Genomic DNA, 14599 nt, shown 5'->3' on the forward strand with positions numbered 1-14599 from the left:
AAAGTTCGTTTTCTGCTTCTAATAATTTCATCTTCGCCTCTAAGCGGACGTATTTTTCTTCTAAACTTAATTCACGATCTAAAGGGCGACCTGAAGCATGTTTTCTGGCATCTTCTAAACCTGATAGCCCATGCTCTTTATAAGCCGTACGCCAACGATTCGAAGCTCTCCGAATACGTGTCGGACCAAGGGCTTCAATATCAAAACCCGCCTCAAGGAAAATTTCACTTGGATATTTTCCTCTTTCGTATTCATCAATAAAAAATTCTTTAAATTCATCTGTATAAGTAATGGCTTTTGCGCTTACCGTTTTAACGTATGGATTTAATTTTAATTGTGCCTGTTGTTGTTTCGAAAATAAATTTTTAGTCATACAATTAACCACCGCTCGTTTTTTCTTCATTATAAACAAAAATACCCTATAAGATGACCTTTTTGAAAGTGTCTATCTTATAGGGTACATTTTAAAGTGACTTTTGTGACAGCCCTTATTCTATCTCATAGTTTTCCATAAGATTGGATTTATAACGTAGTATTAATAGATATTCAACAACTTGAACAATAGATAAAAATGCATATTGAAGTATCGCTTAGATTGGACTCTAATAATTGAAGGAGACAGAAATAAAATAATTAGATTAGACATCTCACGGACGACCGTATCATAAATAAGTGTAGTTTAAATCCAATCATTGAATAACTTTTATTAAAAGTCAAGAGTTAAAGTAATTCACTTGTTACATCAGTATTCTTTATTAAATGTGCAACATTATAATGAGTTATTTAAAAGCTGAACTAATTTTTCTATTAGTTCAGCTTTTATTTGTGATTCAAATTATAATTAGAAATATTTGAGAAATGAAAGTGTATTATAATTGAGATGCTAAATTGTACCTTGTTCAACGTAAGCCCGAAATATAAAAAATATGCGCACCTTTCCGGACCGCACTACGAATGTCCATCTATCAAAACGCCAGTTCTTTCGGCCAATCATATTAGGACGAATCGGATTTTCAGCTGGATTATTATCAATTCCAATCCGACCATCGAACAGAGAAACTTTTAACCCATGTACACGATTTAATGTGTTTTTGGAAACTTTATCCAAGGTGTTTTTTCCGAAGAATGGCGATTTATCTACCCATTCCTGAAACTTTTCGACAATCGATTTTGATTGCTTTTGCTGTGCTTTACGACGCTTTCCTGGTGAGAGATGCTTATATTGCCGTTCTAAGCGATACAGTTGATCACAGTAATCCAAGCCGATTTTCCCATTTTTGCTATCGGCTTTCAGCCAATAACGTCGTATATGCGCCCAACAATTAGCGAATGAAATATTAGATAGCTTACCGTATTTTTTATAAAATGCTATTTTTATCGCAATTATTGTCGAAATAATGTCGAAGATTGTAAAAAATAAATACAGTATTATAAATATCACTACTCATGATGATCTTATCTGTGTATAGTTGCATAAGATAAAATGAATAATATTCTACGATAGATGAAGGGGATTACTTTTAAATGGGAAAGAAAATTGCATGGGTTACAGATACAGCAGCATTGTTAGATGAAAAGTTCATACAGGACAATCAAATTCACGTATTACCACTTAATATAGTGTTCGAAGAAGGGGCTTTACGCGAAACTGTTGATATGACACATGATCAGTTTTACGAAAAGCTACGAAATGCTAAAAAAAATCCAAAGACATCACAACCTGCTATTGGTGAAGTTGTAGACTTATATAAATCATTAAAAGAACAAGGGTATACATGTGCAATTGCAATTCATACCTCTCAACATCTTTCGGGCACTTATCAAAGCACTTTCACAGCAGCTGGTCAAGCTGAATTTGAAGTATATCCAGTGGATTCAAAAATCGGATCATTTCCGATGATGAAAATGATTAAACTCGGTCAGCAGTTAGAGCGTGAAGGTTTTGAACCTGGCTATATTGTTGAAAGAATCAATGAGATGGCAGATAACAGTGAGCTTTCATTTATTCCGGCTAACTTATCACAATTACATAAAAGTGGCCGAGTTTCAGGGACTCAAGCATTTTTAAGTAACTTGTTGAATATTAAAGTTGTCATATCATTTGAAGATGGGAAGCCCGTTATGAAAGAAAAAGTACGCGCTACGACTAGAGCTAAAACATATGTACAAAATGTTTTAAATACTGATCTAGAAAAAAGTGTTATCCCTGAAGTTGCAATTATTCACTGTAATGATGAAGAAGGCGCAACCGCTTGGAAAAAAGCTTTAGAGAACGAATATCCGCTCATAAACTTCTCCGTATTACCACTAAGTGCTTGTGTAGCGGTTCATGCAGGTGAAGGAACGCTTGGTTTAAGTTGGGTACGTCTACCAGAGCTTGCACCACTTAAGAAAAAGAAAGCTGAATTAGTTACTATATAAACATAATTGTAATCTAAATTATTGTAGGTACATGAAGTTGCGAAATTCCTATAAACCAACTATTATACAGTCAGAGAGCATTTTAGCTTAAGTAAACTGGCAGATGTAACGTTATTTTTTGAATGATAGCAGTGTTTTCATTCAGGTATGGGGGACTGGCTGTTAAATATTGTTTGAATACGGATATTGTTATTATAGGTAATTTAGTCTTCGACGATTTGAATCATATGCGCATTTTTCGTGCGGTAGATTCCGTCGAGATAGAACGTTTCAATTGGGGAATTATCAGTGGGCGTGCCTTTGCGGGACATGCTTAGGGTAATTCCTTTTTCTTTGACTGATTTTTGATACGCATATGATGTGTACACAGAACCTTGATCGCTATGCAAGATGCAGCCTTGCGGTAGAATTGATATAAAGTATCCAAAACGAATGACGTATCTTGTGTAGAATCAATTGTTTGCGCTACAATTTCTCCGATATAGAGTAAGCCCAAAATATAAAAAAAAAGCGCACCTTTTCGGTACACACGACGAATGGCCATCTATCCTAATTTTTTCGGATAGATGGCTAGTTTGTACATGTGGCTTGGATTTTTTTCGACCAAGGCATGTAATTATTTAAAATCTCTGGCTGCTGGTGAATCGGTAAATTTGGCAATTCTGTCATTAACGTCACTAGGTATTGATAGAAATCGATGCCGTTTGCTTTTGCCGTTTCAGCCAAACTTAAACAGATGGCATTCGCTTTAGCGCCTGCTTCACTAACAGAGAAAAGCCAGTTCTTACGACCAATCACATTTGGACGAATCGCATTTTCAGCCGGATTATTATCGATTTCAATCCTACCGTCGAACAGAAAAGCTTTTAATCCATGTACACGATTTAATGTGTATTCCGTAACTTTGGCTAAGGCATTTTTTCCGAAGAAAGGTGATTCATCCACCCATTTTAAGAATTTCTCTACAATCGGCTTTGAATGTTTTTGCCGTGATTTTCGGCGTTTACCTGGTGAAAGATGCTTGAATTGTCGTTCTAGGTGATACAGTTGATCACAGTAATCCACGCCAATTTGCCCGTTTTTGCTAGAACTGTAGGTCCCGCAATGCTTCGCTGAATGGCAGCTTGTGGGGCTTTCCCACGTTTCATTTGTGCTTTTTGTGTGGCATCCATTTTACAGTGCTTGCACTCGTAGGCATGTTCAATATGCTGGATGCGCATCATTTTTGCAGGAATGAATTTTGCTTCTTCACGCGCAATAGTTGTACCGGCTTCGGTCATTTGGCCAAGGCAACAGTCGCATTGTGTATTGGTGGGGTGATGATGAATTTCTTCTATTTCAATCCCTTCATGAAAAGAATCATTCCGTTTTTTCTTATGTAGTTTACGGTTAACAGTGTAAGTAATCGTCGCTGTGCTTTGTTCTTCTGTGTGCTCAGATTCGTTAAAAGACGGATCGTCATCGAATAAAGAACCTTGTCCGTCTGGTGCTTGATACTTTGATTTTTCCGATTTTGAACCGTATAAAGCCTTGGTTAATTGGCGAACTTGTTCAGTCAATGCTTCGATTTGTCGATTTGACTGAGCTAATTGTTGCTCAAGCATTCGAATTAATCGTTCATTTTGATTTTCTCGCTTAGGAACGTACTGTTCAACTCCCATGAAAGAACTTAATCATCTTTCATCATCTGTGGTGTATCACTGGTTTTAGCGCTACATGGATGGCTAACGGAGCAGTTTAGTTGAATAAGAATTTATAGTAAAATATTACTTAATAGAAGTTTGGAGGTATTTTATGGAATCACTCATTTATGCTTTGTTTGGATTTTTAGTTTGTATGTGTATTGGTTCGATACTTAATATACTGCTTAAGACGACTCAAAAACGAGATTGGCATTTTCCCTAATCAACACGTGTGTTAAAATATATCTTTATAGAAAAAGTAAATTAATATAGCCATGATTTTAATTAATATAACAAAAAACCGCACTTACACTAGTTATGGTGAACCGTACCACAAGTAAGTGAGATTCTATTTATTTAATGGAGCGTTGATTAAATAGAAAAAATAGACCTAATAGTATGAACTAAAAGAAGAGAGTCAGTTCTTTATGGACTAACTCTCTTCTTTTAGTTCATATGCAGTTTGCAAGGAAAAAAAATCTCTACTTAATTGAAATGGGTGAATTCAATTGTAAAGTAGAGAAATAGACGTGAGAGATAGAGCCATTTCGTTAAACAAGAAATGAATAATTTGAACGAACGAATATTATTTTTCATAGGAATGATTAGGACAAAGTGGCCATATATATAGATTGTATGAATTTATGATATAGGGGAGGAATTGCAAGTGTTTGGAAATAGAGCTGTGGCCTATATGGGCTCCGGAAAAGTAGAAGTGCAAGATATTGGTTTTCCAGATTTGGTTTTACGAGATGGACCAGGGGTAAATCCACTTAATGTAGGACGCAAATGTGATCATGGTGTTATTTTAAAGGTAGTAACAACTAATATTTGTGGAAGCGATCAGCATATGGTGAGGGGGAGAACTACAGCTCCGACAGGATTAGTTCTAGGCCACGAGATTACAGGAGAAGTGATTGAAGTAGGCCGAGATGTTGAATTTATTAAAAAAGGTGATTTAGTTTCTGTTCCATTTAATATAGCTTGCGGTCGGTGCCGTAGCTGCAAGGAGCGGAATACTCATATTTGTGAGAATGTAAATCCAGATCGTCCTGGTTCAGCATATGGCTATGTCGATATGGGAGGATGGGTTGGAGGTCAATCTGAGTATGTAATGGTGCCATATGCCGACTTCCAATTATTAAAATTTCCTGATAAAGACCAAGCAATGGAGAAAATTAGAGATTTAACAATGCTTTCAGATATATTTCCAACTGGATATCATGGTGCCGTAAGTGCAGGTGTGAAACCGGGATCAACTGTGTATATCGCAGGTGCAGGTCCAGTTGGTCTCGCTGCTGCTCATTCAGCTCAGTTACTAGGAGCCGCTGTAGTAATTGTAGGAGATTTAAATGAAGAAAGGTTAGCTCAAGCTAGAAGCTTTGGTTGCGAAACAGTTAATTTACGAAATCATTCAAACCTAGGAGAGCAAATCGACCAAATACTTGGAGCACCTGAAGTAGATTGTGCTGTAGATTGTGTAGGATTTGAAGCATCTGCACATGGAGCTAATGCAGTTGAAGCACCTGCTACTGTTTTAAATTCTATTATGCAAATAACACGTGCTGGAGGACGTTTAGGTATACCGGGTCTTTACGTAACCGGGGATCCTGGTGGAATTGATGAGGATGCAAAAATTGGTACGTTAAAAATTCGTCTTGGCTTAGGATGGGCTAAAGCACATACTTTTGTAACTGGTCAAACACCTGTTATGAAATATCATCGCGATTTAATGGCGGCAATTTTGAGTGGGAGAGCTCAAATTGCGAAAGCTGTTAATGCTACAGTAATATCATTAGACGAAGCTCCAAATGCATATCAAGATTTTGATAAAGGGGCTGCCAGAAAATTCGTCATCGACCCACACGGTCTAGTAAAGTAAGAGATTTCTACAGGGGTTAAATTGAAATAAGCATAAAGGACAAACCTTTGGCTACTTTTCAATAAGAACTAGATAGCATGCTGATATTCTAAGGAGACTTTGAACTTCATTTCTCAAAGTCTCCTTTTTTTCGTTGCTTATTTACCACAAGTATATTTGTATTCAGGTTGTGTCTGAATGAAGAAACCACTTCGAACTTGTCCTGTCCGGTTTTGTAAGGATTCGTACCATTGTACGCTATCAAAAAAGTCATCTACTGTTGTAGTATTTGAAAACCAGATAAGTGGAGTGAAAGAAACAAGCTGTCCAGCATCTCCCTAAACACCGCCAGCCGGAATAGTACTTTGTTTAACCAGCAGTAAAGGAAGCCCATATTAGAAAGCCAAAGAAGGTTCAATTTGTAGGGATGGTAAATATGATTCACCTTGAGGAGTATAAGTTAATAGGTTTTAGTAGAGCGGCTGCACAGCCATAGCTTAACTTATGGCTTGTAGTTAATAATCGTGTAGAAATCGAAGATGAAGATTGGTCGAAAAATATTGAAGTTAAACAAGTACTTGATGGATTAAATTCAATAAATTCTTTACTTACTATTTAACTTATACTTTTTTAATATTATAATACTCTGTGTATTTGATTGTTTATCATTATCTTGTAGCTTGTGTTGATTTTAAAAGAAGAGACGAAACTAGCTTTTCAATGGATTCTAATAAAATCAACCATAGTGTTTAACTGAGCCTATAGTTTTTACATCCCAGCGAGTTAATCAGCGAATTGATTTTAAAAGAAAATGTACCGAACCTCATTTAGATACATTACGGGAACCGTATCATAAGTAAGTGTGTTTTCTCTGTAAAAAAACAATAAGCCTATTTAAGATATAGCAGTCTTGAATAGGCTTTATTTCTATGTTACAAGTAAGAGAGTTATTTATATGGTGAATATATATAAAGAAAATATTTTTCTCCTAGGCAAATTTCATTAAATATTATACATATAAAACACACTTCTGTAATTATTATCTATGATAAAAATGATTTTAGTAATATGCTATTAAAAAGGAGGCGTAGTATGAAGCAACTTTTTATAAAGCAGAAGGTATTCAGTTTAAGTGGAAAATTTACGGTAAAGGATCAGCAGGAGAAGGATGTTTATTACGTGGAGGGCAGTTTTATGCAAATTCCAAAAACGTTCTCCATTATGAATGCAGCAAGAGATAAGGTCGCGCTTATTACGAAAAAGGTGTTCAGCTTTTTACCGAAGTTTTTTGTTGAAGTAAACGGTCAAGAGGTGTTAACGATTAAGAAGGAGTATTCTTTCTTTAAAGCACGCTATACAATTGATGCGGCAGGCATTGAGGTAGAAGGTAACTGGTGGGATATGGATTTTCAAATCTTACAGCATGGTGAAGTCGTCGGTAAAGTGAATAAGGAGTGGTTCACTTGGGGCGATAGCTACAAGGTACAAATATTGAATGAAGAGATGGAAGCTATCATTATTGCGCTCGTTGTCGCAATTGATTGTGTAAAGGCTGACCACGCTGCTGCTTCCTCAGCAGCGGCGACTTAACGTAGGGACGTACTATATAAAATGCTTAGAGGTTTTCTTTAGAAATTCAAATTTTAGAATAATATTAAAAAGTGGGGAATCTTGAAATAATTCCCTGCTTTTTATTATGGGATTTTTATGTGAAGACCTTAAAGTATAAAAAGATAAACTATAGCAGGCTAAATCGATTTTTGTTTATACTTACTACTTTTGTAATAAAATTGAATTTAGGGAAAGAAACTTATAAATAAATAGAATGTAGTATGTTTGATATGGCGTACTATTTATTTTTTTCGAAAATATTTCACAAATTTTCTAATGATTATGAGAATTAATTTAATTTTGAGCGATGTTTTAAGTGTAGGGGCTCTTATGTTTTAAGAAAGGGTGTTTGTATGAGGATAACTAATGAAAACTTTATAAAGTATCTTAAGAAAAAGCGAGAAGAAGCACTTCAATATGTAATCGACGAGTATGTCGGAATCGTAAAAGCAGTTATATATAATGCTTTAAAATCTTACAATGATCCACAAATGATAGAAGAATGTATAAGTGATACATTTTTGGGAGCTTTCGAAAATGCTAAGCAATTTGAAGGAGATAAAGAGGATTTTAGAAAATGGATTTGCACAATAGCAAAATATAAAGCAATCAATAAACAAAGAAAGTTATCTAAATCGCCATTGTTTTATGAGATAGATGAAAAAAGTGAGGCGGTAATATCAGCTGAAGAAGAGTTTTTGATAAAGATTTCTACAGAAGAATTATTAAAAATGATGAGCCAATTAGACCAATTAGACCGTGATATTTTTACGATGAAATACTTTTTAAATATGAGAAATGAAGAAATTGCTGAGCATCACGGTTTGACAAAGGCTGCTATTGATAACCGATTGTATCGTGGGAAAAAACGGTTACAACAGATTCGATTAGGGGGAAGTGTGACATGAAAAAGTTATATAAACAATTTAATCACTTAAAAATCGACATGAATATGGACCCGATGGAAGTGAGTACTCTTGAAAAAGAGAGAATTAAAAGAAATGTAATGAAAGTAAATAAGAAAAAGCATTTAACAAGAAGTTTTGTGGCTGCAGCTGTATTTTTAGTTGCTTCAAGTATTTCAATTGGCTACGCATTCCCAACTTTTGCGGCAAACATACCGGTTGTCGGGAATATATTCGGGTTATTCGTTGATGACGAGAAGTATGTATTCGAAAAGCATGATGAATATTCAACAAGTATTGGAACGACTCAAGAAAGTAATGATGTTGAAGTAACTGTAACAGATGCTGTTTACGATGGAGAAAATATTACGATAGCTTACACAATAAAGAGTGAAAAAAAGTTAGGGGAAAGGCCGATCTTAGAGGGTGAAATAACTGCTGATGAATTTGAAAATAGATATGAACATAGTGGATTCGATAATCATTATATTGTCAAAAAAATAAATGACAAAGAGTATGCTGTATTATATATTTACGAGCTCATTAAAGGACCAAAGCCAGAGAAAGTACAAATTACTTTCCAAGGAAATAAAATTGTTGATTTAAATAATGGAAATAATGCAATAGCAGGAGACTGGTCATTTGAATTCACTTTAGCAAAGCTCGCAAGTGAAACTAAAGTATTTGAAAAAGGTAGTATAATAACGGAAGCTGAAGGTACAGAAGTAATCGTTAGAGAAATAACAGAAACACCTGTTTCTACAACACTGAAAATTTCAGAATTAGTAGATATGGCGTCAATAGCTAAAGAGGAAGAAGAGTGGCGTGGCGTATTAATTGAGTACAAGGTGTCCGATGATTTAGGAAATGTGTATAATATTGTTCATCACAGAGGTACAGGACATAGTACAGATTTCAATTACCTAAGCGGGAATCAAGCACGCATTACTACAAATCGTTTTGATGAAAAAGCAACATCGATAATGATTACTCCTGTAGTAGGTATTTACAAAATGAAGGACAGTGATGGTGCACTAGAACTCATTAAAGAACCCTATGCAATTGAACCCATCATAGTTCCTATAAAGTAATACCATAAAAATAAAGGCAGAAATCGAGTGGGATTTCTGCCTTTTAATATATTGTTTTCATGGAATTTGCCTCTATCAGCATCCTAACAAAAACTGAATTATAAGTCTAATTTTATTTTTGTATACATGTGATAATTAATTTGCGCAAATAGTTCATAACGTTAGGGTAAAATGAAACAGAATATATATGATAACAATACGTTTTTTGAGAAATACCAAGAAATACGAGCACGAGAGTATAATTATAACAATTTACTTAAACAGCCAAACTTTTTCACATTAAAGGGCTGTCATAAAAGTGACTTTTGTGACAGCCCTTATTCTATCTCATAAGAATGGATAAACTCCATAGAACTCTATAATTGACCGAAAAAAATATTCTGAATTATAGAAATTTAAATGATTTCTATAAATAAAAGACCTGAAAAATTCCTATATCTTCCTTGATGATCTGAAAATTTTCATGTTTACAATATGATATTTTGACGCATCTATTAACAAATTTAATAGGAGTTCATTCTATTATTAATATCAAAACCTTTAGATGCATTATTATTCATTTTTTATAATAAATATTGATTGATTATAAATTGTTACACTTAGTATTTTTGTGTGCAAAAGGGTAAATGAATTATTTTTCATAGCGATTAATCATAAAAAAATAAATTGACACTCAAATGTTTATGACTTAATATGAGTCTCAGCATAATAATATAGCTCTTATTAATAACCGTTGAGACGAGGGGTCGAAGATACGGTGGCCAAACAATTTAGTTCATCATGAATTAAATCCAGTGGGCCGAACCTGAGCACAAAATTTACTTTTGTGAACAATAAGAGGAACAGCAGCTGATAGTATTCGAAGCTTTCCTTAAAATTGGGTGAGCTTTTTTTTATGCCCTAAAATCTATAATTTTGTTAGGAGCAGTGAAAATTGTCAGAAAAAGTATTATTCACATCGGAGTCTGTTTCGGAAGGACATCCAGATAAAATTGCAGACCAAATTTCAGATGCAGTATTAGACGCAGCATTATCACAAGATCCGCTATCACGTGTGGCATGTGAAGTATTCACAACTACAAACACAGTAATTGTTGGTGGAGAGATCACAACAAAAGCAGAACTAGATATCGAAAAAATTGCCCGTGATACCCTAATCGGCATTGGTTACACAGATGATCAGTTCGGTATTGATGGTCATAACTGCAATGTACAAGTTTTAGTACACACGCAATCTCCTGATATCGCAATGGGTGTTGATTCTTCAAGCGATACAAAAGAAGTTGGTGCAGGTGACCAAGGTATTATGTTCGGTTTTGCGACGAATGAAACTGAGAACTATATGCCTCTAGCAATTGAAATGGCGCATATGCTTGTAAAACGTGCAACTGAGCAACGTAAAAATGGTCAATTCAAATGGGCTCGCCCAGATATGAAATCACAAGTAACTATTGATTATACAGATAGTAAGCAACCTAAAATTGATACTGTTTTAATGTCAATACAACATGATGATGATTTTGACCGAGTAGCATTCATTGATTACGTTACAGAAAACGTAATTAAAGCTGTTGCGAAGCAATTTGGTATGAATGAAGACTTCCGCATTTTAATTAATCCTACTGGTCGTTTCGTAGTAGGCGGACCACACGGAGATGCAGGTTTAACAGGACGTAAGATTATTGTTGATACTTATGGCGGCGCAGCTCGTCATGGTGGTGGCGCATTCTCTGGTAAAGACTGTACAAAAGTTGACCGTTCAGCGGCATACGCAGCGCGTTACGTTGCGAAAAATATTGTTGCAGCAGGCTTGGCAGATAAATGTGAAATCCAATTATCATATGCAATTGGTGTAAGTGAACCAATTAGTATCGCTTTAGAAACATTTGGTACAGAAAAAGTAGCGAAAGAAGACATTTTAATAGCGATTCGTCAATTATTCGACTTAACGCCAACTGGCATTATTAACATGCTAAATCTACGTAAACCACAATATCAACAAGTTGCAGCTTATGGTCACTTTGGACGTAGTGATGTAAACGTAACTTGGGAAAATACAGACAAAGTTTCGGAATTACAGCAACTCTTAACAGTTGCTATGGGACAATAATGCAAAGCGTGCAAGATCGAGTGGCTACAGAGGAGTTTTTAGTCACTCAAGACCGCATGCCATTATTTGAAGCTTTGGTCAATTACGCTAAACAAGAAGTTACGCCGTTTGATGTACCTGGACATAAAATGGGGCTACATGAAAACCCATTAAAATGGACGCTTGGAGAAATGACATTAAGAATGGACGTAAACTCGATGAAAGAGCTTGATTTATTAAGTCATCCGGAATCGGTTATTAAAGAAGCTCAGCAATTAGCTGCACAAGCATTTAATGTAGACTACGCTTACTTTTTAGTAAATGGAACTACTGTAGGCATTCTGGCGATGATTTTAGCGACATGTAAACAAGGAGATACATTGATCGTTCCTCGTAACTGCCATAAATCAGTTATGAACGGCATTATATTAAGTGGAGCAAAACCAGTATTTATTCAACCTGAAGTGGATCAACATTTTGGTATTGCACACGGAATTTCAGTTGAAAATGTAAAATCGGCGCTTGCAGAAAATCCACAAGCGAAAACTTTACTTGTGACATATCCAACCTATTTTGGTTCGATGAATCAACTGCAAGAAATTTGTAAACTCGCACATGAACAAAATGTAACAGTTATTGTTGATAGTGCACACGGAGCTCATTTAACATTTTTACCTAATGCAAACGATGCGATTAGTGCTGGTGCAGATGCAGTAACGATGAGTATGCATAAAACTGGGGGTTCATTAACGCAAAGTTCGCTTCTTTTACTACAAGAAAAACGAATCGATTCGAAGCACTTGCAAAAAGTATTAAATATGCTTCAAACGACGAGTGCAAATTATTTATTAATGAGTTCGTTAGATGTAGCACGAAGGGAATTAGCGGTGTATGGACAGCAACGTTATAGCCATTTAAAGTCAATTGTTGATGCGGCAATTGAAGAAATAGAAAATAATTCACGCTATGAAGTACTAGTAGCTGAAAACGTACAACGAAATTTCAATCAATCCTATGATTGGACGAAACTTGTTATTCGTGTGAACGATATCGGTTTAACCGGTTTCGAAGTTTACACAATATTGAAACAACAGTATGGAATTCAACTAGAACTTGCCGAAGGATATGTCATAATGGCAGTCATTAGTCATGTTGATACGAATGAAACAATCGGTAAATTAGTACATGCGTTAAAAGATATAGAACGTAATCACGCTAAAAAAGATGCGATTCAGTCAGCTTATGTGACAGCGAATCAAATAAATAGATTAGCAATGACACCACAACAGGCGTGTAATGCAGAAACAGAAACAATTTTAATTTTTGATGCGGTAGGTCGAATTAGTGCAGATTCATTAATGATTTATCCACCGGGAATACCACTAGTGATCCCCGGAGAAGTTATTTCAGAGGAAGTAGTAGAATTATATAACTTCTATTTTCTTAATTTTAGGAATGTTTTGAATGAAACTAAAGAAGAAAATTATATAACAGTCGTAAGGGAGATAGATAAATGAGCATTGAATTATCAACATTAGGAAGACACGTATTAATCGAATTTTATGGTTGCCCAAGTGAAATTATTGAGCAAAATGCTTTAATCGAGCAATTTATGAATGAAGCCGCAGACTATTCTGGGGCAACAATTGTAGAATCTTGCTTCCATCATTTCAACCCATATGGTGTTTCGGGTGCAGTCATTATTGCTGAATCACATTTAACAATTCATACTTGGCCAGAATATGGATTTGCTTCTGTTGATGTTTACACTTGTGGCGACTCAGTAAGTCCTTGGAAAGCAGCAGAATATTTAGAACAAAAACTGCAAGCAAAAAAGACAGAATCATTTGAAGTACCTCGTGGAATGGCAGATAAAATTCGCCAATTCGCAGAACAAGAAATTGATACAATTCTAGTGAAACAAGAAGTATTAGAGGACGTGATTTAATGAAATGGTATACAGAACAATGGAGCAATCACTGTAAATTTTCAATCGGATACAACGAAGAAATTCATAGTGAACAATCTCCGTTCCAAAAAATCGATTTTTATAAAAGTGAAGAGTTTGGTACTTTCTTCACTTTAGATGGATTGATGATGGTCAATGAAAAAGATGAGTTCGTTTATCACGATATGATTACGCACCCAGCATTCGCTACTAACCCAGATATAAAAAAGGTATTAATTATTGGTGGTGGTGATGGTGGTACGGCTCGTGAAGTACTACGTTACAAATCAGTAGAAAAAGTAGTAATGGTTGAAATCGATGAGTTAGTATTCCGTTTAAGCCAGAAATACCTTCCAATTACAGCTGCTGGTGTCGAAGAGGATCCACGTATGGAAATGATTTTCGATGATGGCTTAGCTTACGTTCAAAACGCAGTTGATCAATCATTCGATTTAATATTAGTAGATTCTACTGATCCAATTTCAGTCGGTGAAGGTTTATTTACAACAGCTTTCTATAAAGAATGTTACCGTGTATTAAACGAAAAAGGGATTTTAATTAACCAACACGAATCACCATACTTCGTGGAGTATGCAGAAAACATGCGTAAAGCACATAAAAAAATTAAAGATATTTTCCCAATCGCAAGCGTATATCAATTCCATATGCCAACATATCCATCGGGACACTGGCTATTCGGATTTGCTTCAAAAGTATTACATCCAATTAAAGATATTCAAGTAGATGCTTGGGACAAATTTGCTCTAAAAACGAACTATTACAATACAGATTTACACGTTGGTGCATTCGCACTTCCTACATTTGTGAAAGAGGCACTTGATCGTGATGAATAAACCAATAAATGTTGGTTATTAAAGTTGACTTTGCGTTATTCCTTTCGACGGAACAACTAGTTTTCGACCAAGAACTCGCTTTGCAATGCAAGTAATTCGTCCGGATTGGGCAGTATAACAGTGGTTTTTCCAGAGAA

At 35.3% G+C, this 14599-nt stretch carries 10 protein-coding genes and 3 pseudogenes; 9 read left to right on the plus strand and 4 right to left on the minus strand.

Annotated features, from left to right (window positions below; all coding sequences use genetic code 11):
- Together ACFXN8_RS14555 and ACFXN8_RS14560 are read right to left on the minus strand one after the other, a co-directional pair.
- Positions 1-373, minus strand: a 373-nt coding sequence (locus tag ACFXN8_RS14555) for an HTH domain-containing protein (protein WP_386846020.1), incomplete at its 3' end; no start/stop codon positions are given.
- A gap of 600 nt (positions 374-973) precedes the next feature.
- Positions 974-1363: pseudogene (locus tag ACFXN8_RS14560) on the minus strand (IS66 family transposase); the annotation flags it as partial.
- Between the two features lie 161 nt (positions 1364-1524).
- Here ACFXN8_RS14560 and ACFXN8_RS14565 point away from each other — a divergent pair.
- On the plus strand, positions 1525-2421 hold the full coding sequence (locus tag ACFXN8_RS14565) for a DegV family protein (RefSeq protein ID WP_386846024.1): 897 nt from the start codon (positions 1525-1527) through the stop codon (positions 2419-2421).
- A gap of 260 nt (positions 2422-2681) precedes the next feature.
- Here ACFXN8_RS14565 and ACFXN8_RS14570 read toward each other — a convergent pair.
- Positions 2682-2908: pseudogene (locus ACFXN8_RS14570) on the minus strand (DDE-type integrase/transposase/recombinase); the annotation flags it as partial.
- Positions 2909-2991: 83 nt separating this feature from the next.
- A pseudogene (locus ACFXN8_RS26530) lies at positions 2992-4025 on the minus strand (IS66 family transposase).
- A gap of 745 nt (positions 4026-4770) precedes the next feature.
- Between ACFXN8_RS26530 and fdhA the strand changes: the two are divergent.
- The 8 genes from fdhA (at position 4771) to speE (ending at position 14462) form a co-directional block, all read left to right on the plus strand.
- A complete protein-coding gene (gene fdhA, locus ACFXN8_RS14585) occupies positions 4771-5985 on the plus strand; it encodes a formaldehyde dehydrogenase, glutathione-independent (RefSeq protein ID WP_376077473.1) in 1215 nt (404 codons plus the stop codon).
- Between the two features lie 1071 nt (positions 5986-7056).
- Entirely contained in the window at positions 7057-7554 is a 498-nt protein-coding gene (locus ACFXN8_RS14590; protein ID WP_386846029.1) for an LURP-one-related/scramblase family protein, read from the plus strand.
- Between the two features lie 374 nt (positions 7555-7928).
- Positions 7929-8483 (plus strand): sigma-70 family RNA polymerase sigma factor, encoded by a 555-nt coding sequence (locus ACFXN8_RS14595; protein ID WP_376077478.1) that lies wholly within the window; start codon positions 7929-7931, stop codon positions 8481-8483.
- Positions 8480-9571, plus strand: a complete 1092-nt coding sequence (locus ACFXN8_RS14600) for a DUF4179 domain-containing protein (RefSeq protein ID WP_386846032.1) — start codon at positions 8480-8482, stop codon at positions 9569-9571. Before ACFXN8_RS14595 ends, ACFXN8_RS14600 begins: the two co-directional genes overlap by 4 nt.
- A gap of 934 nt (positions 9572-10505) precedes the next feature.
- Complete coding sequence (gene metK / locus ACFXN8_RS14605; RefSeq protein WP_386846034.1) at positions 10506-11681, plus strand: methionine adenosyltransferase; 1176 nt, start codon at positions 10506-10508, stop codon at positions 11679-11681.
- Positions 11681-13177 (plus strand): aminotransferase class I/II-fold pyridoxal phosphate-dependent enzyme, encoded by a 1497-nt coding sequence (locus ACFXN8_RS14610; RefSeq protein ID WP_386846036.1) that lies wholly within the window; start codon positions 11681-11683, stop codon positions 13175-13177. Before metK ends, ACFXN8_RS14610 begins: the two co-directional genes overlap by 1 nt.
- Positions 13174-13608: an adenosylmethionine decarboxylase gene (gene speD / locus ACFXN8_RS14615; protein ID WP_082172725.1), complete on the plus strand. Its 435-nt coding sequence runs from the start codon at positions 13174-13176 to the stop codon at positions 13606-13608. The genes ACFXN8_RS14610 and speD overlap by 4 nt, the downstream gene beginning before the upstream one ends.
- Positions 13608-14462, plus strand: a complete 855-nt coding sequence (speE, locus tag ACFXN8_RS14620; RefSeq protein WP_386846038.1) for a polyamine aminopropyltransferase — start codon at positions 13608-13610, stop codon at positions 14460-14462. The genes speD and speE overlap by 1 nt, the downstream gene beginning before the upstream one ends.
- Positions 14463-14599: the final 137 nt, after the last annotated feature.

It is taken from the genome of Lysinibacillus sp. NPDC059133 (assembly GCF_042755925.1).
GTDB lineage: Bacteria > Bacillota > Bacilli > Bacillales_A > Planococcaceae > Lysinibacillus.